The organism is Pseudomonas sp. B22129, from assembly GCF_044218875.1.
GTDB lineage: Bacteria > Pseudomonadota > Gammaproteobacteria > Pseudomonadales > Pseudomonadaceae > Aquipseudomonas.
Genome location: NZ_CP162592.1, coordinates 5,218,414 through 5,242,167 on the forward strand (window position 1 = coordinate 5,218,414; position 23,754 = coordinate 5,242,167).

A 23,754-nucleotide genomic window follows, 5' to 3' on the forward strand; every position below is an offset into this window, starting at 1 on the left:
GTTAAACGCTGAGGGCAGCGCGCAGTTGCGCTTCGAGGCCTGCTGCGTCCAGCGCCTGGCCGATCAGCACCAGGCGCGTGATGCGCGCTTCGTCAGCGCCCCAGGCACGGTCGAAGTGCTTGTCGAAACGCGTGCCCACGCCCTGGATCAGCAAGCGCATCGGCTTGTTCGGGATCGCCGCGAAGCCTTTGACCCGCAGGATGCCGTGCTGCACCACCAACTGAGTCAGGGCGTCGAGCAACAGGGCTTCATCCGCTTGCGGCAAGTCGATGGAAATCGAATCAAAAGCATCGTGATCGTGATCATCCTCACCCTCGTGGTGATGATCGTGATGGCTATGGCGGCCGTCGATGTGTTCTTCGGAACCGGCGCCCAGGCCGATCAGCACGTCCAGCGGCAGGCGACCGCTGCTGGCTTCGATGACTTTCACCGCTGGCGGCAGCTCTTCGGCGACTTCCAGGCGCACGCGGGCCAGGTCTTCGGGGCTGATCAGATCGGATTTATTGAGGATGACCAGGTCGGCGCTGGCCAGTTGGTCGGCAAACAGCTCGTGCAGCGGCGATTCATGGTCCAGGTTCGGGTCGAGTTTGCGCTGGGCGTCAACCTGGTCCGGGAATGCGGCAAAGGTGCCGGCAGCCACAGCGGGGCTGTCGACCACGGTGATCACCGCATCGACCGTGCAGGCGCTGCGGATTTCCGGCCACTGAAAGGCTTGTACCAACGGTTTTGGCAGGGCCAGGCCCGAGGTTTCGATCAGGATATGGTCGAGGTCACCGCGACGGGCCACCAGTTCGCGCATCACCGGGAAGAACTCTTCCTGCACGGTGCAGCACAGGCAGCCGTTGGCCAACTCGTACACGCGGCCATTGGCTTCTTCTTCGGTGCAGCCGATGGAGCACTGCTTGAGGATTTCGCCATCAATGCCCAACTCGCCGAACTCGTTGACGATCACCGCAATGCGACGGCCCTGGGCGTTGTCGAGCATATGGCGCAGCAAGGTGGTTTTGCCCGAACCGAGAAAGCCGGTAACGATGGTGACGGGGAGTTTGGCCAGTGTTTTCATCGGATGCCCTTTGGGGCGGGCATACGGGACGACAAGCCCTGCAGCGGTGCGCAGAGGCTGATTTCGTCACCGGATCACCCCGCCCGGTTGAAGTGGAAAATCGGTTGCGAGGCAGGTCTCCTGGCTTGGGGCTTGCAGGTCTTGCGACCGGCGCTGATTGCGCCTTCCCGCCGATTTGGCAGTGGCGTGGCAGTCAGATGAACCCTTTACAGTTGCGGGGGCAGCCGCGGCTTGGACCGCGTTCCCTTCTTAGCTTCGGCCTGGGCCGAAGAACCTCGAGGGCACAAGGCTACGCAGTGCTTGGGGGATGGTCAATGATGGGGTTGGTGTGTATATCCGTTATCTGGGTAACGGATATGTACCCAGATCCGAATTGACTCCCCTCCCACCCCCATGCTCTCCTACACACCTTGTTTCGGGTGCCCTGCAAAGGGTGAAACGGGAAACCGGTGCGTTATAGCGATATGACCAGTCCGGTGCTGCCCCCGCAACGGTAAGCGAGCGAAGTATCACAGCCACTGTGCGAATGCATGGGAAGGCGATGCTTTCAGGACTCTTTCCAAGAGCCCCCTCGCAAGCCCGGAGACCGGCCCGAAAAATCAGATAACAAACCCGCGGTGGGCGGGCGCTGTTCGAACCCTGCGTGCCCGGCTCGCGGGGTTTTCATGCGCCTGCGCCACCCTGAAACCCCGAAGGGACGCGCCATGTCGATCATCAGCAGCACCTCGCACACCGCCAGCAGCACCGCCACCCTGAGCCAACGCCTGACCGCCGCCATCGGTGCGTCGATCCTCGGCGCGTGCCTGGTGTATTTCGCCGGTTTCTCGCACATCGAAGCGGTGCACAACGCCGCCCACGATACCCGCCACAGCGCCGCGTTCCCGTGCCACTGAGACCTGCCGACATGATCAAGCGTATCGCCCAAACCGCAGGGTTCACCGGCCTGTTGGCCGCCCTGCTGCTGACCCTGCTGCAGAGCTTCTGGGTTGCCCCGCTGATTTTGCAGGCGGAAACCTTTGAAAACGCCTCGCCCGCTGTCGAAGTCGCTCATGAACACGCCGAAGGTGCGGCTGCGCACACTCACGATGCCGAAGCCTGGGAGCCGGAAGATGGCTGGCAGCGCGTGCTGTCCACCACCGGCGGTAATTTGGTGGTGGCCGTGGGGTTTGCGCTGATGTTGGCCGGCCTCTACACGCTGCGCGCGCCGACCCGCACCGCTCAGGGCTTGCTGTGGGGCCTGGCCGGTTACGCAACGTTCGTACTCGCGCCAACCCTGGGCCTGCCGCCGGAGTTGCCGGGCACCGCCGCCGCTGACTTGGCGCAACGTCAGATCTGGTGGATCGGCACCGCCGCATCGACTGCAGCCGGCATCGCGCTGCTGGTATTCGGTCGCAACTGGCTGCTGAAAATGTTGGGCGTGGCGATTCTGGTCGTGCCCCATGTGATCGGCGCGCCGCAGCCGGACGTGCATTCGATGCTGGCGCCGGAGGCTCTGGAAGCGCAGTTCAAAATCGCCTCGCAACTGACCAACGTGGCGTTCTGGCTGGCCCTGGGCCTGATCAGCGCCTGGCTGTTTCGCCGTAACCGCGATGGCCAATACTCGGCATGATCTTGGTCGTCGGCCTGGGTTGCCAACAGGGCTGTGACGTTCACACCCTGCTGGCGCTGTTTGACGCCGCCCTCGCCGAGGGCGGCGTCAAATGTAAAGACATCACCGCCCTGGCCAGTATTGATCGCAAAAAGGATGAGCCGGGGCTACTTGCCCTGGCCCAACGGCTGAACCTGCCCTTTGAATGTTTCAGCGCCGAGCAACTCGCTCCCTACGAAGCTCGCCTGAGCCATAAATCCGACGTAGCTTTCGCCCACACCGGCTGCTACGGCATCGCCGAAAGCGCTGCACTGGCCCTGGCCGAACACCTCTGCAACGGCCCTTCCCGCCTGCTGATCACCCGCAAAAAAACCGCCCAGGCCACCTTTGCATTGGCGTGCGCCGGCTAAACCCCGATAATCAGCGCGCTCGATCATGAGCCACTTTCATGCTCGCCCGTTTTTTCGACAGGAATTCCCATGACCGTCTACTTCATCGGCGCCGGCCCCGGCGACCCGGAATTGATCACCGTCAAAGGCCAGCGGCTGATCCGTAGTTGCCCGGTGATCATCTATGCCGGCTCGCTGGTACCGGCAGCGGTATTGGAAGGCCATCAGGCGCAACACGTGGTCAACAGCGCCGAACTGCACTTGGAGCAGATCATCGACCTGATCAAGGCCGCCCACGCCAAGGGCCAGGATGTGGCGCGCGTGCATTCGGGTGACCCGAGCCTGTATGGGGCGATTGGCGAGCAAATCCGCCATCTGCGCGAGCTGGGCATTCCCTTCCAGATCATCCCCGGCGTCACGGCAGTAGCGGCCTGCGCCGCACTGTTGGAAACCGAACTGACCCTGCCGGATATCGCCCAAAGTGTGATCCTGACCCGTTATGCGGATAAAACCAGCATGCCGCCCGGCGAGGATTTCGACAGCCTGGCGCGCCACGGCACCACCATGGCAATTCATTTGGGGGTCAACCATTTGGAGAAGATTGTTACCGAGTTGCTGCCGCACTATGGCGCGGATTGCCCGATTGCCGTGGTGCACCGGGCGACCTGGCCGGATCAGGATTTTGCGACTGGCACGCTGACGGATATCGCAGAAAAGGTGACGGCCAAGGGGTTTCGGCGCACGGCGTTGATCATAGTGGGCCGGGTGTTGGCGGATGACAGCTTCAGTGAGTCTTCGCTGTATCGGGCAGGTCATGCGCACCTCTACCGGCCGTGAATACACACCGGACAAAAATGTGGGAGCGGGCTTGCTCGCGAATACGGTCTTTCAACCAGCACATCCGAGACTGATCCACCGCATTCGCGAGCAAGCCCGCTCCCACATTTAAACCTCTTTGCCAATTAAATATCGCAAGACACTGAATTTATTGAATAAAAAAAACGGCGCTCACGGGGCGCCGTTTTTTTTGTTCGCAGTGAACACCTTACTCAGTAGTAGGCGTTTTCTTTCTGCGTATGGTCAGTCACGTCACGTACGCCCTTGAGCTCCGGGATACGCTCGAGCAAGGTGCGCTCGATACCTTCGCGCAAGGTGACGTCCGCCTGGCCGCAGCCCTGGCAGCCGCCGCCGAACTTCAATACAGCAATACCGTCTTCCACTACGTCGATCAGGCTGACCTGGCCGCCATGGCTGGCCAGACCCGGGTTGATCTCGGTTTGCAGGTAGTAATTGATGCGCTCGTTGACCGGGCTGTCGGCGTTGACGTTCGGCACCTTGGCGTTTGGCGCCTTGATGGTCAACTGGCCGCCCATGCGATCAGTGGCGTAGTCGACCACTGCATCGTCGAGGAAGGCTTCACTGAAGTTATCGATGTACGCGGTGAAGCTTTTCAGCCCCAGGGCGGTGTCTTCAGGCTTTTCTTCGCCGGGCTTGCAATAGGCAATGCACGTCTCGGCGTACTGGGTGCCGGGCTGGGTGATAAAGACGCGGATGCCGATACCCGGGGTGTTCTGCTTGGAGAGCAGGTCAGCCAGGTAATCGTGGGCGGCGTCGGTAATGGTTATGGCAGTCATGGAAACTCCTCACAGGCTTGCCGGCAGTTTACGCCAAAATATTACGCAGGTACAAAGTCCTAGTGTTTTTGTCGGGAAATAGCGCCCCCTGCGGCCGGGTGACGCTTAGCGTTATATACCGCCGTTGTGCCGCAACCACTGGCTAGCATCGCCTCCAAGGCAATTTTCTCAGGAGGCAGCATGCCACACGACGCCACGCATACACCGTCGATCGAGACGCACCAACGGGTTTATCTGGCACAACTGCTTGAGTGCCAGAAGGCTCTTGAGGCGCTTCTCAGCGCACTGCCCGAAGCTGGTAAAACCCTCGTGAGCCTGCTTCACCTGAAGGTCCAGGCGTCTTTTCCTGGTCACCCGCTGCCAATTGCTCTGGATCAAGTACGTTGTGAGGAACATATCGAACTGTCCCACGCATCGGGCTCCACGCAGGTTCATGTAGAGCGCACGCCAGCCAGGACACTCAGCGCGTTGTTCAATGACAAGCCCTGGGGTGGGCCGGACTTTGAGGCGCCCAACCGCCGCTACCGCTACTGTGCGAAAACCACCTACCGCGTTAAAAGCAGCGACACCGAGCGCCCAATGCGCACTGTCCATCACACCACTTACAGCACACGGGCATTTGAAGCCTTCATCGACACACTTATTCGCAAGCCGTACAGCGCGTATCAGCAACAGCTGGATGAATTCTGGCGAGAGCCCGTTGAGCCTGGCAACCCGACCCGCCGCAGCCAACAACTGGCGCACCTGTTACGCAGGGTGCTGCAAAGTGAGGCCGCCCTGCGGGTTGAGGACCAGACGCTTGAGCAGCCCCACAAGACGCTGATCGACCAGATAAGCCGCCACCCCACCCGCCGCTCTCGCGCCCACCTGCCCGCAGAGCAAAGACCTTCGGCCTTGGCGATGTGCCTGGAAGGCCAGGACCAGGCGGCGGATATCCGGTTTGCCGGTGTATTCATCGCCACCGGGAAAACACTGCCCGCAGACATCACCCCCTACAGCGATGTGGGCGCTGTGGCACTGTTCATCCCCGGCGAAGGTATCCACGCGTTTGACTCCTTGCAGGCGCTGGATCAAGCACTGCGCAGCCGTTTCGGCGAAACAACGCCCAGTGACAGCCTGCTGGCGACGGTCCGCTGGCAAGATCAGGCCCGGGCGCACCACTACTTTAAAGCCGCCCCTCGCCTGTGCTACAGGCCCATTCCTGGAAATATCTTCGAGTACTGCGCACTCGCTTTATTGACGCTGCAAAAACATGACATCCGGTACGGCTGGTACCAAATGCCCCTGCATGAAACGGATACAGGACAGGTCAATGCGTTGTTTAACCGGCTGGCGCATATCGGCTCACTGCTGGATGTGCGGGGAATACTGCTGGAACGCGCCAAACGCTATGTATACGCGAGCCTGCCAGCCTGGTACCTCAACGCAAGTGCTGTGCACAAGCAAGCGCTGGATCGCCTTACACACGCCGAATGGACCGCCAACCAGGCCTTGGCAGCGCACGTCCGAGGCGTCAGCATCCCCGCTCTGTCGGTGTTTGCCCACGACGAGCTGGTCAAACAACTTGCCATCGACCATCCAGGCAAACGCGTTGACCCGAACACTATCACCGTCACCCTGACCCGCAGTCTCAACCCGGCCAGCCTTGGCGGGGGAGTCGGAGCCGATCAGGTCCCCAACTTCGAACCTGGGCAAACCCAGCCCCGTCAAACCATCACCCTGTCGCTGACCGAACTGGCATTACGCAACCTGCCCCCTTGGGATTTCAGCCTGTTCAACGTATTTACCGGGGAAGTCACCGCAATGTCCGCCTCCGGCAAGACCGCCGATGGCGATGCTGTCTCCTTCGATCAACCTTACCTGAAGTCGCTTGTACAAAAACTGGATGTCAGCAAAGCCTATGACCAACTGCTGCAAAGCCAGCTGATAGACCAGGGGGCGACCTTGCGGCGTGCATGGGCCGACGCCCATCGTGCCAGCATGGCCTGCGCTGCGCTGGCCGCACGGCTGGACACAGGAAGCCTGCTGGAGGATCGGGAACAACGTGGCTACCAATGGATCGACGCGCTCATTGAAGGCAGCAGCCCCACCAACCGCCGTACAGTGGAAGGGCATGCTGTCGTGGCCAGCTCATTGATGATCGGCAACTCGCCGAACACTCGAAACGGCTTTGAACTCAATGGCGTGGTGATCATCAGTGTGCAAAACCACAAGTCCGTGCCCAATGTCATTTTGTACACCCCCGGCGCGCCCACTGCACAGGCGTTCAAGGAGTTCAGTGACAGGGCCGCAATGCAAGCCTTCCTCAAACAACAATGGGCCACGTCCCCGGCGTGGCAGCACTATGTCATGCAGCAATTGTCGGCCCCCGGGCAGGCCGCACTGACCGAAAGCCCGCTGAGCGGCACCGTCCTGCTTGAGGATCTGGTGCGCAACGCCCGAAGCAGGATCGCCAACCCGTTCGAAACCGTCCATGTCACGGTGATAGACCGCCCTCTGCACGAGGCCTTGTATGAGCAGAAAGTCTTTACCTTAAGGCGCAACGCCGACCATGGCTCCACCAGCAATGCCGAAGTGCAAGAGCAGGCGTTCTGGAACAAGCTCATGTTGGGTGTGGAGTTGGCATTTGAGCTGATAGAACTTTTGCCCTTAATGGTGTTCTTCAGGACCCTGAATAACATCAGGCATGTGTTCCTGCTGCTCAAACAAACGGGTGCCAGCGCATCCAGAGCCAAGGCGCTCTGGTCCATTACCGGCGCAAGGGGGTTGGTGCGCGCCAACCCCACCTTGGGCGCATTCCCGGCCATACAGCCCGCTGTCAACCTCTCGGGCCTGGAGGTGGAGGTCGGCACCCAGGCGATGATGCCTATCGAGGGCAACCTGCTTCAAAGCACGTCCAGCGCCCAGCAGTATGTAGCGATCGGCGGCAAACACTATCTCAGCGATGTCGCCCAGGGGCAGCGCTTCATCTATCCGCCCAGCGTGGGCGGCAAAACCTTGCGCTACCCGCTGACACTGGATTCGACGCTGGGGCACTGGATAGCCGAGCCCATGCCGCGGCTGCGAGGCGGCATGGACCCGATTGAAAAAGGCCCGTACCACACCACCTATCGGGACTACGCATTGCCTCCCGCAGACCACGCCGAGTTGCCCACCACACTCAACCTGCAACCCGTCCGAGCGCTGGTATTGAGCCCATCGATCCTGACGCAAAACCAGGCAACCATGACGAGCATGTTGCACCTCTTCGCCATTCAGACCCGATTACGCCGACACGCCCGATATTTCATGAACCGTTTCACGCGCCCCGACCGGCTGATTGTGCTCCCCCCGCCAGACCTGTCACCCGGTTTACTCTTTAATCAGCTCTACAACCAGAGGCCTGGCGTCATAATCGGCGAGTCTCACCTATCGGGTATCGAGCGCAGAGTCCTGTTCGAAAACATTCCTGTGCTGCGAGAACTGGGTGTCCGGAAGTTTTTCTTCGAGATGTTCATCACCGATATTCATCAGTCGCACCTGGACCTCTTTAATGCCTCAGCCTCGGCTGCACTGCCGAGTATTCTGAGCGAGCGGATCGAGTTGGTGGACACTATTAATTCTGCACCTGGCGTGCATACCTACAGGCAACTGGTGGATGAAATACATGCGAACGGCTTGCAGGTCATGGCACTCGACATCAGTGCCAGTGCTCTGTACGTGCCGGGCGCCCTTGACGCGCCCGGCACCGCATCAGGTTTGCCCGCTCAATTGGACCGGCTCACGATGTTCAATTTTTTCGCCTACAAAAAAATCAATGCCGATGTCCCTTCCCTGCCCCAAGAGCGATGGCTGGCACTGATAGGCAGTGGGCACTGCAACTCACTTCAGGGCATCCCGGGAGTGGCTGAACTGACCGGTGCCATCAGCCTGCGTGTAACCAGCCGCGTCCCTGCCTTGCCCGTGCGTGTCTGGGCGGACCCCGGCGCAATGGTCCCCTCCATACCCCCACTCATGCTGAAAAGTGATCTATTGCTGAGAGTGACTGGCCCGGACGCACAGCGGCCTTTTACTCTTCGCATCCACGCCCCCCACCAGTTCCTGTTCACAAACCCCGCGCCTGAGCGCTTTTTTGTGCACTTCATGGATGAGGACCGTCGGATCATCGATGTTCCGGTCGTGATGGAAGGCACTCAAGTGCATGTAACCCATGACAGGTTCAACAGCCTGAGCAACCGACGCTTTATCAGCCTTTCGGCGCTCGCCGACGCGCTGACCGATGAGCTACACATGATTGAGGTGTGAAGCCACAGACTGCGCTAGAGGTTCTCATAGCGGTTCATGTCCAGCACGCCCTCTTCCACCGGCGTGGTTTCGTGGATGTACTGTGACAAATCATGGAAATACTGCCAGAACAGCGGGTGGCTGCGACGAATCCCCCAGCGGTCGACAATCTTCTCGAAACGCTTGGCGTCCTTGGCATTTTCCATTGCGGTGACGAACTCCGGCACTTCCTGAGCCGGAATATTGAACATGAAGTTCGGATAACTGCTCAGCACGCCCGGATAGATGGTCACCGTGTCCAGGCCAGGCTGATAGCGATAAGCCTCGCCCAGCAAGAACGCCACGTTGCTGTGTGCCCGGTTGCGCAACATGCTGTAAACCACGCGCTTGCCGCTGGTGGTTTCGATGCGCAACATCGTGGCTTCAGGCAACTGGTCAATCACCTTGAGCCCCGCCGCCGGGCGCGACGTCAGGCGGCTCAACGCCTGCTCGGCATCCTGCAACGCCGGGTCAATGCCGTCACGCGAGCAATAGGCGCCGGTGCAGCGGTTGATCGGGTCCGGGCTGGCGTTCAAGTCGCCGTAACGGGTCAGGAGCTGGTTGGCGAAGTCGCGTTTCGGATCTTTTTCGTCCAGGTGCAAACCCGTTGGTTTGTCGTCATCAATCGCTTCGTAGTCCAGCCACAGCTTGAGTTTGCCGCTGTTCTGGTACCAGTCGTCCATAAAACTGTCGCGGCTGTCAGCCGGCATCAGGCGCAGGAAGTTCTGCTCGGCGCCATTACGGATCAGGTCAAAATACAGGCGGGTCTGGGCCTGGTGCGACACGTTGCCGAATACGTCGAAATTCACTGCCAACTGATAATAGGTGCGTTCCAGCAGCGGGTAGTCGAACAGCCACATGGTTTGCGGCACTTCGCCGATCAGGCCCTTGGTCACCGAGGCGCTGTCGAAGTGGCGGAAGATGCTCAGCAACGCGTTGTCATTGCCGGCCCACAGGGTTGACCAGCTGGGTGGCGGTAAATCGGCGTAATTGTCGCGGCGCAGGGCTTCATATTGGTTGCGCTTGTCTCGATACGCCAGCCACAGGCTCAGCACGCTGCCGACATCGTCGTTCTGCCCGGGCATCGCCAGCAATGGCGTGGCCTGGCCACGGTAACGGGCATCGGTGATGTACAGGTCGTGATCGGGGTCCTGGAACAGGGTCCAGAAGTTGTCACGAATCACGTCCGTGGCAATCTGCCCACGGCACACCGGCCCGCGAATAAAGGTGCGCACGAAGTATTCGGCGTTATCCAGCATGAACTGGTAACGCGCCTTGGCCGGGATGGCTTCAAAGGTGGCGAACGGGTTGGCGCGGCTGCCCGGCCCATAGCCCGGCAAGGCGTTGACCTGCCAATTGTCGGCGTAGAACAGCTCCTTGACGCGTGCCATTTTCGCTGCGCTGAACGGATAGGTGATGTGGGTTTTATGCACAATCACCCCCTGCACCGGCCACAGGCGGTAATACACCTGGGTGCCAGGGTCGTCATTCGGGCGACGGGTGGCGATCAGGTCGATCGGCTGACCGCTTGGCGTGCGCGAGCGCACCCACTGGAAGTAATGCCCCGGCTCGCCGTTCTCGAAATAGATGTGGGCCAGGAACAAGTGCTCGAACAACCAGCGCGCCACCAGGCTTTCGCGAGCGCCGGGCCGGTTGAACAGATTTTCCCATTGCTGCACCTGCAACGCCTCTTTCGCGCTGGGCGCCAGGCCTTGCTCGTCGATAGGCGCGCCGGACGCCAGCCAGCGCTGCAGCGTCTGATATTGCTGGTCAGTCAGGCCGGTCACGGCCAGCGGCATGCCTTCCTTGGGATGGCTACCGGCGTAAGCATTGAATTCGCCCGGCATGGCGCACATATTTTCGCGGTTCAGGCCCAGCACGATGTCATCGGGCAACTTGGCATTGGGCTGCAGCGGCGCGTTGTGGCCCAGCTCCAACATGCGCGCCATCAAGGCGGCCTGGCTGCCCTGGGCGTCCAGCACCGAGTAGAAGCCTTTCTGCTGCCAGGCTTGTTTGCCGAAGGCGTCATAGAACAAGCGCGTGGTAGGCGTGGCCTGGCTGCGTTCGCCATCGTAGACCGGCACTTTGCTCGCGCCCCGGGCCGCGCCTTCGGCACTGCCCAGGTTCAGTTGGCAGGCGGAGTCGTAGCAGGCATGGCAGGCCACGCACTTCTCGGTAAAAATCGGCTGGATGTCGCGGGTATAGGAAAGCGCGGGAGCCGGGCTTTGCGCCTGAGTGCTACTGGCAATCAGCAGCAGCACCGCGCTGACGATAAGACGAAATGACATGTACCCGGTCCCGATTCAAGGCGTGCGCTGAAAAATTGCCGGTGATTCTACCGGGCCACGGCCCGTAACAACATGAGCGATATTCATGCAAAATTTGCGCATACTCTAAATCGGCGCAGGTTTGCTATGATTGCCGCCCTCCGAAATGCCTGACCAGAGTAGTCCCATGTCCGATCGTAGCGTTCGTCTGCAAGCCCTTCATCAAGCCCTCAAGGAACGCATCCTGATCCTCGACGGCGGTATGGGCACGATGATCCAGAGCTACAAGCTTGAGGAAAATGACTACCGTGGCAAACGCTTTGCCGACTGGCCGAGCGATGTGAAGGGCAACAACGACCTGCTGGTGATCACTCGCCCTGACGTGATCGGCGGCATCGAAAAAGCCTACCTGGATGCTGGCGCCGACATCCTTGAAACCAACACCTTCAACGCCACGCGCATTTCCATGGCCGACTACGGCATGGAAGAGCTGGCCTATGAACTGAACGTGGAAGGCGCACGCCTGGCGCGCAAAGTCGCCGATGCCAAGACCGCGGAAAACCCGGCCAAGCCGCGTTTCGTCGCCGGCGTCCTCGGCCCGACCAGCCGCACCTGCTCGCTGTCCCCGGACGTGAACAACCCCGGCTACCGCAACGTGACCTTCGATGAGCTGGTGGAAAACTACACCGAAGCCACCAAAGGCCTGATCGAGGGCGGCGCCGACCTGATCCTGATCGAGACCATCTTCGACACCCTCAACGCCAAGGCGGCGATCTTTGCCGTACAGGGCGTGTTCGAAGAGCTGAATATCGAACTGCCGATCATGATCTCCGGCACCATCACCGATGCCTCCGGCCGCACCCTGTCGGGCCAGACCACCGAAGCGTTCTGGAACTCGGTAGCCCACGCCAAACCGATTTCGGTCGGCCTGAACTGCGCCCTGGGTGCCAGCGAGCTGCGCCCGTACCTGGAAGAGTTGTCGAACAAGGCCAACACCCACGTTTCCGCGCACCCTAACGCCGGCCTGCCCAACGAATTCGGCGAGTACGACGAGCTGCCGTCGCAAACCGCCAAGGTTATCGAAGAGTTCGCCCAGAGCGGTTTCCTCAACATCGTCGGCGGCTGCTGCGGCACCACGCCGGGCCACATCGAAGCCATCGCCAAGGCCGTGGCCGGCTATGCGCCGCGCGTGATCCCGGACATTCCGAAGGCCTGCCGCCTGTCGGGCCTGGAGCCGTTCACCATTGATCGCAGCTCGCTGTTCGTCAACGTCGGCGAGCGTACCAACATCACCGGTTCCGCCAAGTTCGCCCGGCTGATCCGTGAAGACAACTACACCGAAGCCCTCGAAGTCGCCCTGCAGCAGGTGGAAGCCGGCGCTCAGGTGATCGACATCAACATGGACGAAGGGATGCTCGATTCGAAGAAGGCCATGGTGACCTTCCTCAATCTGATTGCCGGCGAGCCGGACATCTCCCGCGTGCCGATCATGATCGACTCCTCCAAATGGGAAGTGATCGAAGCCGGCCTCAAGTGCATCCAGGGCAAGGGCATCGTCAACTCGATCAGCATGAAAGAAGGCGTCGAGCAGTTCATCCATCATGCCAAACTGTGCAAACGCTATGGCGCCGCCGTGGTGGTGATGGCGTTCGACGAGGCCGGCCAGGCCGACACCGAAGCGCGCAAGAAAGAAATCTGCAAACGCTCTTACGACATCCTGGTGAACGAAGTCGGCTTCCCGCCGGAAGACATCATCTTCGACCCGAATATCTTTGCGGTCGCCACCGGTATCGAAGAACACAACAACTACGCCGTCGACTTTATCAACGCCTGCGCCTACATCCGTGACGAGCTGCCGTACGCGCTGAGCTCCGGTGGCGTGTCCAACGTGTCGTTCTCGTTCCGTGGCAACAACCCGGTACGCGAGGCGATCCACTCGGTGTTCCTGCTGTATGCAATCCGCAACGGCCTGACCATGGGCATCGTCAACGCCGGCCAGCTGGAGATCTACGACCAGATCCCCGCCGAGCTGCGTGACGCCGTGGAAGATGTGGTGCTCAACCGCACGCCGGAAGGCACCGACGCCCTGCTCGCCATCGCCGACAAGTACAAGGGCGACGGCAGCGTCAAAGAGGCCGAGACCGAGGAATGGCGCGGCTGGCCCGTGAACAAGCGCCTGGAACATGCACTGGTCAAGGGCATCACCACGCACATTGTTGAAGACACCGAGGAATCGCGGTTGTCGTTCGCGCGCCCGATTGAAGTGATTGAAGGCCCGCTGATGTCCGGCATGAACATCGTCGGCGACCTGTTCGGCGCGGGCAAAATGTTCCTGCCCCAGGTGGTGAAATCCGCCCGCGTGATGAAGCAGGCCGTGGCCCACTTGATTCCGTTCATTGAGCTGGAAAAGGGCGACAAGCCGGAGGCCAAGGGCAAGATTCTGATGGCCACCGTAAAGGGCGACGTGCACGACATCGGCAAGAACATTGTCGGCGTGGTACTGGGTTGCAACGGCTATGACATCGTCGACCTGGGCGTGATGGTGCCAGCGGAGAAGATCCTGCAGGTGGCCAAGGAGCAGAAGTGCGACATCATCGGGCTGTCCGGCCTGATCACGCCGTCGCTGGACGAAATGGTGCACGTGGCCCGCGAGATGCAGCGCCAGAACTTCCACCTGCCGCTGATGATCGGTGGCGCCACCACCTCCAAGGCGCACACGGCGGTGAAGATCGAGCCCAAATACAGCAACGATGCGGTGGTGTACGTTACCGACGCCTCGCGCGCGGTGGGCGTGGCGACACAGCTGCTGTCCAAGGAATTGAAAGCCGGTTTTGTCGAGCGTACCCGCGAGGAATACGTGGAAGTGCGCGAGCGCACCGCCAACCGCAGCGCCCGTACCGAGCGCCTGAGCTACCCGGCCGCCATCGCCAAGAAGCCGCAGTTCGACTGGACCACCTACACCCCGGTGGTGCCGACCTTTACCGGCGCCAAAGTGCTGGACAATATCGACCTCAAGGTGCTGGCCGAATACATCGACTGGACGCCGTTCTTTATTTCCTGGGACCTGGCCGGCAAATTCCCACGCATCCTCGACGACGAAGTGGTGGGTGAAGCAGCGCGTGCGCTGTATGCCGACGCTCAGGAAATGCTCGCCAAGCTGATCGACGAAAAACTCATCAGCGCCCGCGCAGTGTTCGGCTTCTGGCCGGCCAACCAGGTCAAGGACGATGACCTGGAAGTTTACGGCGATGACGGCAAGCCCCTGGCAACCCTGCATCACTTGCGCCAGCAGATTATCAAGACCGACGGCAAGCCGAACTTCTCCCTGGCCGACTTCGTGGCGCCCAAAGACAGCGGCGTGACCGACTACGTGGGTGGTTTCATCACCACCGCCGGCATCGGCGCCGAAGAAGTGGCCAAGGCCTATCAGGACGCGGGCGACGACTACAACTCGATCATGGTCAAGGCCCTGGCCGACCGCCTGGCCGAAGCCTGCGCCGAGTGGCTGCACCAGCAGGTGCGTAAAGACTACTGGGGCTATGCCAAGGACGAGCAACTGGACAATGAAGCGCTGATCAAGGAGCAGTACAGCGGCATCCGCCCTGCCCCCGGCTACCCGGCGTGCCCGGATCACACCGAGAAAGGCACCTTGTTCCAGCTGCTCGACCCGCAAGCGCGCGAAATGGAAGCCGGCCGCAGCGGCGTATTCCTCACCGAACACTACGCAATGTTCCCGGCGGCGGCAGTCAGCGGCTGGTATTTCGCCCACCCGCAGGCGCAGTACTTTGCCGTGGGCAAGATCGACAAGGACCAGGTGACGAGCTACACCGCACGTAAAGGCCAGGACCTGAGCGTGACCGAGCGTTGGCTGGCGCCGAACCTGGGCTACGACAACTGATCGGCTAGTTGCCCAGCGCGGCGATTTCCCGCGCTGACAACTGCATCATCAACGTTTGCCGTTCAACTTCGTTGGCCTTTTGCAGGGCGTCCATCTTCTGGAGGTACTCCGAGTTGATATCGGGGTACTCATCCTCCAGCGCCAGGAATTTGGCTTGAAGGGCTTCTTGCTGCCCGGCGAAGTCGTCGGGGTATTTCTCCAGCAAATACTCTTTCCAGTAGGTGCGCGCGATCAGTTGCTCGTTGAATGCCGGTGTCTGTTCCTGCTCAAGGACCTTCTGATAAGCCGCTTCCAAGTCTGCTGGTCTCACGCCTGAAAGGCCTTCAAACAGCATGTTTTTGGGCTGCCTCGGCAGCCCCAGGCGCTCAGCCAGGCCGACCCGATAGGCCAGACGAATTTCCGCAGGGTCAATGTGCGGGTTGATTTGAATACGCTCGCCGGCGATCGCTTCCAATTGGGCCAGGCGGAATAACCCCCGGGACAGTTTCAGCAGTGCCCGGCCTTTGTCAGTGGGGTCAACCTCGCGCAAGGCATTGAACTCATACACCTCGACCTCCAATGCATTGAACAGCAAAATTCGGCCATCGCCGCAGGTCACGCGATGCCTCGAAGCCCGAGCGATGCCCATGAGCCGCTCACGCAGTGCCGTATCGACATACGCGCCTTCCACAACGTCCCAGACCCGTCCGGCAAGACCGGCGCGGTCCTGGATGAAGTCGAGTGTGTGGCGCAGTTGCGCCAGGATGTTGGCAAAATCCCCGGTGCTGTCTGCGCCCATCACCGTATCCCACATCTCGTGTTTCTCGGAGTCTGCCGCGACACCTTCAAACCAGCGGTCTTTCTGGGTTTGCGCGGATTCAAGCTCAGGGTGGACGTCAGCGCCCTCGTCATCAAACACACCCGCGCCGCCTCCCTCCAGCTCGCGGTCAATGTCCCCAGCGGTATAACCCAAGCCTTGTCCGGTTTCGTTGAAGTATTCACGTAGCCGGATGAACTCTTGCGCCATCAACGGGTTATCGGACAAGTCAGTACCCGCCATCAGGGCTGCATGTTGCTGTTCAAGTGCGCCGGGGGGAAGTTCTTCAAACGCGTTACTCCTCAGGTTCAGGTGGTTCAGCACGGGTGCTTCCAAGGCTCCCGTCGGCCAGTCGGATAACAGGTTTTGGCTCAGATCAAGGCTTTGCAAGTGATCAAGACCGGTCATGTCAAACGTCTCCAATCGGTTTTGCCACAAGTCCAGTACTCGCAAACGCGGCAAAGCGCGCAGTACGTGTTGCAACGGCCCGCTCGTCAGCAGCGCGTTATTACCGACGCCCAAATGGGTAAGGTCTGCCAGATGGCTGACGGATTCGGGCAATGCACCCAGCGAGTTGTCATTGAGCAGCAGATGGTTCAACCGGGGAAAAGCGCGTACAAATGCGTCCGGAATACGCGTCAGCCGTGCACCACTGACGTTCAGTGATCCCACATGGCTGAAGGTGGCCTTCAGCTCCGGCAAGTCCCCCAGGTTCAGCCCGCTCAAGTCAACGCTATAGTCAGCCCCAGATTCTGCGGTACGCACATCGCTCAGCGTTTCTCGCCAGCAGGTCAGCAGGCGGTCTGCAGCCCGTCGGCGGTCGGTGGCGTTCGCCCATCCGTCACGGCTGCGGGTTGCAGGGCGATCGATCCAGGTATTGAAGTCCTGGACCATTGTTTCGTATTGCACCTGCCACTGGCGCAATGCGGCTTCAATGTCCAGGGCACTGACCTCTTGTGCAAGCCATGTATTGATTCGCTGGATAGCTTGAGCTGCATCCAGCTGAGGATCAAGCCGTTGCAGGCGCTCGGCGGATGTCAACGGCAGATCAGGCACTGCACCCGGTAAAGGCAGCAGCAGGTCCGGTTGCTGCGCCACCTCCACCGGGAAGAACTCCGGATCACCCCCGGTCCTGCCGGCGGCCAGCAAGCCTCGTTCTATCCCGAACGGATTGACGAACAGGGTCGACAGCGGTGTACCGGGGCCGGTACTGATTGCAAATGCCTGCGCCCTGGCCAGTGCCGGCGGGCTTAAGCGGCAGCCGCGCAAACTGGTGCCTGACAGCAGCACTTCGTGCCCTGTCCATGCAGCATCGGGAATGGTCTGGACAGCGCTGTAACTCAGGTCCAGGAAACCCAGCTGCGGTAAGCTGAGCACACCTTCAGGCCATGCCGTGATGTGGGTCCGCGCCAGGTTCAGTGACCTCAGTTCAGTCAACGAAGTGACCGTCAGGTTGCCGACGCGATTTCGCGACAAGTTCAGCCGCTGCACACTGCTCAAGCGGTTCAATCGCGCCTGGGTCGACGCCGTGATCGTCAGTTCATTGCCGGACAGGTTCAGGTCAGTCAGTTGCGGCAACGCTTCAAGGGCCTGGGGCAGCTCGGTCAAGCGGTTATCATGCAGGTCGAGTTCACGCAGGTGAGGAAACCCGCTCAGGAACTCATTGAGCTGTGTGGCCGTCAGCTTGGCGCCCCCCAGTCTCAGGCAACGGACTTGCTCAAAGACAACTTCATTCAAGGCCGGCAAGTCGCCCGGAGCACCGAACTCCCACAAGCTCAACGTTTCTGCTGCATCGGGCTCTGAGCGACCACGGGACGGCCCTGCCACAGGCTCGCTAGGCGCATACCTGGCCCTTTGCGCATCGCGCCAACAGTCCCGCAACTTGTCCGCCAATCGTGAGCGGTCAGCGCCACTCATTTGTTCGCCATCCACCCGTGGAGCCGGGACACCTTCCCACTGCACCAGAGAGGCATTCAAGTCGTGGTATTGCTGACGCAACGCCTCGATCTTCGCCAGCAACGCCCGGTTCGACAACCCCTCTTGCTTCAGGGCGGCGAAGGCATTGGACGCGAACGTTTGATCACGGGGTACCAAATCTTCAAGTTGCCCCTTGCAGAAGTCCCCCACCATCTTCGACTCATCCACCAGATGAGCCGGATTTTCATGCAGGTACTCAAAAGCCCTCATGAACGCCTGTTGTTCCAACGCCTTCCAGTTCAACTGCAAGCCACGCCACAACCGTTCATGCCCACTGAAGAGCGCATCAGGCAGCGATGCAATTTTTGTCGACGACAGGTCCACTGATTCAAGGCTGTCGAGCGTCAGAAGACCCGTTGGCCATTCACGCAGGTTTCCACTGAGCGTGACCTTACGCAATGCCGTAAAGGTGCTGTAGTCCAGTACCGGAAGGCTCCCGCGCAAGTACAACTCTTGCAACTGAGTCATGCCCTGCAGCGCTTGGGTCAATGCCGGTGAATAGGTCGTGAACCCTTCCTGCAGCTCAAGGCTCAGTTCGGTAATGCGGTTGAGTGCGGGCAATTGGTCGGCCAGGCTCGCCACACCTTCCATGCCGCCGAGAATTTCAAGCTTCTTTAATGCGCTGAAACGCGGCACAAGCGTGCCATCCGCCAGCTGGGAGCTGTATACCTGCACGGCGCTGACATGGGAAAAATCAGCATCCCACGCCGGCAGTTCGTCTGCCCCCAGCAGCGAAAGCCTGTACGCGGGTGTCATCCCGCGATAAAGCCCGCCTCGCCAGCAGGCAATGATCCGATTGGCGATGTCACGTCGACCCTGCCCGAACCGGGCTGCCCAAGGCTGCGATGCAGCACTTTCAACCCAGCCATCAAGTACCGTATTGAGCCCCTCAAACTCCCTGCGGCGGTTTTCCAACAGGTGGAACACTTGCTGATCGCTATCCCCCGCAAGCTGGCGGCTCCTGATAAATTGCAACGCTTGATCGTCAGTGATATTGGGATAGATATCCCGCACTCTCGCGATCAATGGCGCATCGGCGAAGCCCGCGACCTCACCACTGGCGGCATAGCCAATCCGGCCTGGCCCTCGACGCAAGCGTCCTGTACCGCCCCCGCGCTTGAGGATTTGCGACATGGCGTCACGATGGCTGCACGCATAATCAGCCACCTGCTCGCGCAAGGCTTCACTCGGGTTTTCCCCCAGGGAACGCCGCCATGCATCCGGTAGCACTTCCAGCAGCGACTCGAACAGATTCCGGCCATCCGTGGCGGCGCTATTGAGCGCCCTGCCCTCAGTGTCCATGGCCAGAAAACCATCCCCGTTTTTGATCAGGTAATACCGCACCGACGCCTGCTCACTGCCGATGCTGTCTACCAACGGTCCCTCAATACCAAGAGAGCGCACTTCTACCCGAATATCCGTCGACCAGCCGGGCATTTGCTCCAGGCTGTGCAACGCCAGCCGGTCACTGGCCGTGGATGCCAGGTTTTCCAGGTACAAGCCGGCAAGTGCCTGGCTCAAACGGCCCTGATGCAGGGGCACACGAATGGCCTTGGCCAGCGCCAAGGGGATGCGCCCGGTGCTGCGCAACTGGCTCAACTCGTCGGCGCTGGCACTGCTCAGTACCTGCTGCGCGGCCTCTGGCGACAATGACGGGAAAGCGCGCTGCAGAGCCTTCGTATCGGCATCTGGCGCGGCTTGACCGCTCAGCAAGCTGTCGAACAACGACTTTTTTCGGCTTTGTGCGTAATCGGCCAAGCGTTCTCTGAAGAGCTGCATGCGATCCGCGTTCGTCTGGGTGCTTTCAGGGCCCAGCAAACGAGTGGTCTGCGTTTCGTCCAGGCCTGCGAGGATTTTTTCCGGCAACTTCCCGGCGGCGACCTCAGAGCGGGTGATTTTGATCGGCCGTTTTGCAGTGCCCGCGCCATAGCGCTTTGAAGTCGCCCAGGATTCCGGGCTGCTTAGCACTTCAATCTCAACCTCAACCGGCCATCCGGGCATTTCCACGGCCAGCGGAACGACGAATTGACCAGGCTCCTCCATGGGGGTTCCTGCGCGGACTTGCCCGATCACTTCGTCCACCTGCCGGTCAACCTCGAACAGCCGCGCCGCTTGCGCAAACTCCGGGGGCGCAGCTTCATTATCAACGTGCAGTGCACGCAGGGCCTCATCGCTGAACCCGCTGACCTGCGCGATCCGCTCCACTTGTGCGTCGGTGAAGCGCTCCATATGCGGCCCGACGCGTCGTAGCAATGCCAAACGCTGCCATTGCAGCGGTCGTTCCAGGCGATGATGCCAGGCGCCGGAGCCGTTATGCTGCAAAACTGGCTCAAAAGCGTCTCTGTCGTACGGGTGCTTGATCCGCCATTGTTTGAGCGCCGGGTCGAAAGTCGTTTCGTAAGTATCGCCATCCAGCGTGATACAGGTCTTGCCGGCGGTTTCATACTGTCCCAGGGCATTGGGTTTGAGGCCTTTGAGCGAAATATTGCTTTTGTACGTCGCAAGGTCCGGATGCCATAAACGCAGCTTGCCAAAAGGTAATCGCACCCGGGTCATCCCGTTGACGAACGCCGACGGCACTATCGGCGGCGCCTTGCTTGCCGCAGCCCCCAGTACCGCCATGAACGCGACGTTCTGCATGACCGAGGTCAAATGCGCCCAGGCTTCTTCACTGTCGCCGGCGCTCCACGCTTCAACGCCTTGATACACCTCATAGCCCAGTTGTATGGCAGTGACAGCCATCATCACCTCGCCCACGCCGGGCACAAAAAACGCCGCGACATTGAGCACATTCAACCCCCATTCGGCCCAGTGCATGAGCCGATTGACCCAGGCATCGTGATCAACCTGCTCGGTGGGCACCGCCAGCAGCTTTGCGTTGGACTTGACGCGTACCAGGTGCTTTTCATAGAGATGGCCGAACACTTCGGTGTCTATAAATGACTCTTTGGCGTGCAGTTTGACGTCGTCGTTCCAAACGGACTCGTAAATGCCATTGGCAAAAACCTTGGGGTTGTAGTTCGGACCCGGGCGCACAGGGTGCGGGTTCCAACGCAAGACTTTCAACTGGCTTTTGAGCCGTCGCCAAAATGTCGGAGCTTGATCCTGGGGTAAAAGGCCAGCAACAAAACGCTGATAGCTGGGTGAGCGCAGCTTGATCACCCACTGCTTGAAAAACGCCTCGATCGAGCGGTACTCCTTGAGCGGCTCCAACGGGTCGCCCGGGATCCATACGATGATGCGGCTGGAGACGAGCAACGACCCGTATTGCCTGACTCTGGGAGGGACGAAATCAGTGACTACAGCCCGCCTGCGCAAGGTAGAGCTGATAATCACCACGTCGCTCACGTCAGCCCCCAGCAGATTCAATTGGCTGTACGCCAGCGGCCAACCATAAAACGATGGCGTGGGCGAGCCATCAAGGAGCGCGAGCATCGTTGTGCAGGCAGATTCGCTGATTGCCGCGCGTATTCGGGCGATATGGACCTGGACCCGCAACGTATCCTTGTTGGCCTCGATCATCTGCTGGCGCACCTGTGCAGCAGTCGCGGGTGTTTCAAACACCCTGCTCAGGTGCTCCTGGTACTGCTTGCCCACATCCAGCTCGCGGCACAGGCTGGCGAACTCCGCAGGTTTGATCGCCAGCCTGTCGCGCAGGTGGTAGCGCACTTTCGCAAACGGATACTTATCTTGTTTATCGTAAAGGATCTGCTGCAGTGAGCCCGCCGGCGCCAGCCCGCTGGTTTCCTGCAACGCGATCTCATCAAACGGCTCATCGGCCTGGAAGTTGCGCAGCGCCGCTTGCAACAACGATTGCTGAGTCATATGGTTCGGCGCGCGCATATGGTAAATCAGGGTCTTGTTGACGTCGGGAGCCAGGCCGAACTGTTTGCGCAGGGCTTCGAGCAGCAACGGCTCGGCAAACTCGGTAATACCTTTGAAATCTTTCAGCACAGTAGCCAGAGCCTGGCTTGACGCTTGGCGCCGTACACCGCTGTCTATCAAGGCCTGGCGCAGTTGCGGGCTGGCGGCAGCGAACGTGTCGGGAAAGGCCTGCTTGAATTGCTGCACCGGGTCGCGGGCACGTTGCAACGCCGGGATATCCGATACCGCCAGATGTTTGATCCAGCCAGGCAGCTTGGCCTTGATGAATGAAGTATGAAATGAAGGGGTGGGCATGTTGCGGATTCCTGATGCGTCATGAAGAAGCATCAGAAAATCACGTCACAGGCACCTTAAAGCGGTGCACTGTTGTGGCCTTCAGCACGCGCGCTAGCGCACTCAAGCGCCCCAGGCCCTATCATCAAAAATGCCGCTGTGGCGGTTTTTGACTTCCGCAACGGGCATGACGACATGCGGTCCCCTGCGCAAACCCAATAGCGGTTTTCGCAAAAAGATCAGAGAAGGAAAGCGCAGTGACGACAACCTCCAGGCTCGAGAAGGATTGTCTATGCTGTCTTTCACACATCTTGTGTCGAGGGATGTATGGACGATCCGGTCAACAACAAGCCGCCTACCTTCTGGCAGATGCTGCACAGCGTCATGGCTGCTGCTTTTGGCGTGCAGAGCGGCAAAAACCGCGCGCGTGATTTCACCCACGGCAAGCCCAGCCACTTTGTGATCCTGGGCATCCTGTTTACGGTGGTATTTGCCTTGACCCTGTTCGGCATCGTTAAGCTGGTGCTGCTGATGGCCGGCGTTTAGCGCAGCAGCCACTGCAGGCTGAACGGGTAGCGGTAGGATGAAGGCTTGCCCACGGCCGACATCCCACGAAAATCCACGGACGGCAAAGGCCCCAGCAAACGCTGCGCCTGCCGGGCATCAATCAGTTGGAACAGCGCTTCCTGACGGTCACGCCCGCCGTAGGCGCTGATGTCCACGCCCCTGGCATCGTCATTGATCAGCACCATCGCCCAGCCGCCCAGGGTGAAGTGCCCCGCGACCAGAGTGGTGAGCCGTCCCTCCAAACGCGCTTTCAAGGCAGCCGGCGAGCTGTTAGCGGCACTGAACAATACATCTTTGCCCGGCGTGCGCCCGCTGCCTTGCAGGGCCTGCATGGCGCCCAGCGCCATCTCATCATTGGCCGACCACACCAGCGCCGTCTGCGGGTAGCGCTTGAACAGTTGCGTGGCCTGCTCGAAAGCCCGCTGGCGGCTCCATTCGCCGTAGACCAGCTGGCGCAAGCGCACTTGCGGGTGTTCCGCCAGAGCGCGGCGCAGGCCCTGCTCGCGCAGTTGTGAGACGGGGGTATTTTTCGCGCCGGAAAACGCCAGCAAATCGATGGTCACACCCGGCGCAACCGGGCCGTGCTGGCGCAGCAGGTCGGAAAGCATCAGATAACCGGCCTGCTCGTCATCGGCCACCAGGCTGCCGATCCAGTTGGTGTCGCGGTGGGCATCGAGCAGTTGCACCTGGTCGGCCGTCAGGCTGTTGTTCACCATCAGCAGCTTGACCCCACTGCCCCGGGCCATGCGCAGGATCTGCGGCGCCACGTACTCTTCGTTCACCAGCACCAGGTAGTCCGGCCGCTCGTTGCCTTGCAGCACTTGCCGCGCCTGATTCACCGTGTTTTGGCCATCACGCTCGGAATAACGCACACGCAAATCCAGGCCGAGGTCCTTGGCCGCGGCCTGCATGAATTGCGTGTAGCTGACCCAGAAGGTTTCAGTCGACATGCCAGGGTTGAGAAACACCACCGACGTCGCATGGGCCATCGCCCCGTACGCCGATCCCAGCAACCACGCACACGTAATCAGAACCTTCAACATAGTTGTTCAAGCCTTGAACGTTGAGCGCCATGATAATGGCAATGCGACACTCAATGAAGGCTCAATCAACGC

The 23,754-nt window shown here is 60.3% G+C and carries 12 protein-coding genes and 2 riboswitches; of the genes, 7 read left to right on the plus strand and 5 right to left on the minus strand.

The window, feature by feature from the left end; all coding sequences use genetic code 11:
* Nucleotide 1 precedes the first annotated feature (1 nt).
* Nucleotides 2–1,063, minus strand: coding sequence for a cobalamin biosynthesis protein CobW (cobW, locus tag AB4P94_RS23905; protein WP_395607776.1), 1,062 nt, complete (start codon nt 1,061–1,063; stop codon nt 2–4).
* A 92-nt stretch (nt 1,064–1,155) separates the two neighbouring features.
* Nucleotides 1,156–1,356, minus strand: a riboswitch (cobalamin riboswitch).
* A 107-nt stretch (nt 1,357–1,463) separates the two neighbouring features.
* Nucleotides 1,464–1,673: riboswitch (cobalamin riboswitch) on the plus strand.
* A 94-nt stretch (nt 1,674–1,767) separates the two neighbouring features.
* On the opposite strand from cobW, the gene AB4P94_RS23910 reads away from it, so the two are divergent.
* The 4 genes from AB4P94_RS23910 to cobM all read left to right on the plus strand — a co-directional run bounded on the left by AB4P94_RS23910 (nt 1,768) and on the right by cobM (nt 3,877).
* The gene (locus tag AB4P94_RS23910; RefSeq protein ID WP_024075128.1) at nt 1,768–1,956 is read left to right on the plus strand and encodes a CbtB-domain containing protein; all 189 of its coding nucleotides are present in this window, start codon (nt 1,768–1,770) and stop codon (nt 1,954–1,956) included.
* Nucleotides 1,957–1,967: 11 nt separating this feature from the next.
* The gene (locus tag AB4P94_RS23915) at nt 1,968–2,672 is read left to right on the plus strand and encodes a CbtA family protein (protein ID WP_395607777.1); all 705 of its coding nucleotides are present in this window, start codon (nt 1,968–1,970) and stop codon (nt 2,670–2,672) included.
* Entirely contained in the window at nt 2,669–3,061 is a 393-nt protein-coding gene (locus AB4P94_RS23920) for a cobalamin biosynthesis protein (protein WP_395607778.1), read from the plus strand. The genes AB4P94_RS23915 and AB4P94_RS23920 overlap by 4 nt, the downstream gene beginning before the upstream one ends.
* A 69-nt stretch (nt 3,062–3,130) precedes the next feature.
* Entirely contained in the window at nt 3,131–3,877 is a 747-nt protein-coding gene (cobM, locus tag AB4P94_RS23925) for a precorrin-4 C(11)-methyltransferase (protein ID WP_395607779.1), read from the plus strand.
* 212 nt (nt 3,878–4,089) lie between these two features.
* Here cobM and nfuA read toward each other — a convergent pair whose 3' ends face one another.
* Nucleotides 4,090–4,674, minus strand: a complete 585-nt coding sequence (gene nfuA / locus AB4P94_RS23930; protein WP_017136914.1) for a Fe-S biogenesis protein NfuA — start codon at nt 4,672–4,674, stop codon at nt 4,090–4,092.
* Between the two features lie 180 nt (nt 4,675–4,854).
* Here nfuA and AB4P94_RS23935 point away from each other — a divergent pair, with 180 nt between their 5' ends.
* Nucleotides 4,855–8,958 (plus strand): dermonecrotic toxin domain-containing protein, encoded by a 4,104-nt coding sequence (locus AB4P94_RS23935; protein ID WP_395607780.1) that lies wholly within the window; start codon nt 4,855–4,857, stop codon nt 8,956–8,958.
* 14 nt (nt 8,959–8,972) lie between these two features.
* On the opposite strand, the gene AB4P94_RS23940 is transcribed toward AB4P94_RS23935, so the two are convergent.
* Entirely contained in the window at nt 8,973–11,264 is a 2,292-nt protein-coding gene (locus AB4P94_RS23940; protein ID WP_395607781.1) for a fatty acid cis/trans isomerase, read from the minus strand.
* Between the two features lie 166 nt (nt 11,265–11,430).
* Here AB4P94_RS23940 and metH point away from each other — a divergent pair, with 166 nt between their 5' ends.
* Nucleotides 11,431–15,141, plus strand: a complete 3,711-nt coding sequence (gene metH / locus AB4P94_RS23945) for a methionine synthase (RefSeq protein WP_395607782.1) — start codon at nt 11,431–11,433, stop codon at nt 15,139–15,141.
* A 4-nt stretch (nt 15,142–15,145) separates the two neighbouring features.
* Here the strand turns inward: metH and AB4P94_RS23950 are convergent, their stop codons facing one another.
* Nucleotides 15,146–22,093 carry an NEL-type E3 ubiquitin ligase domain-containing protein gene (locus tag AB4P94_RS23950; RefSeq protein ID WP_395607783.1) on the minus strand — a complete coding sequence of 2,316 codons (6,948 nt, stop codon included), beginning with the start codon at nt 22,091–22,093 and terminating at the stop codon, nt 15,146–15,148.
* A 306-nt stretch (nt 22,094–22,399) separates the two neighbouring features.
* On the opposite strand from AB4P94_RS23950, the gene AB4P94_RS23955 reads away from it, so the two are divergent.
* Entirely contained in the window at nt 22,400–22,618 is a 219-nt protein-coding gene (locus AB4P94_RS23955; RefSeq protein ID WP_395607784.1) for a DUF2970 domain-containing protein, read from the plus strand.
* Here the strand turns inward: AB4P94_RS23955 and AB4P94_RS23960 are convergent.
* Nucleotides 22,615–23,682 carry an ABC transporter substrate-binding protein gene (locus AB4P94_RS23960; RefSeq protein WP_395607785.1) on the minus strand — a complete coding sequence of 356 codons (1,068 nt, stop codon included), beginning with the start codon at nt 23,680–23,682 and terminating at the stop codon, nt 22,615–22,617. The two genes, AB4P94_RS23955 and AB4P94_RS23960, sit on opposite strands and share 4 nt — an antisense overlap.
* Between the last annotated feature and the right edge of the window lie 72 nt (nt 23,683–23,754).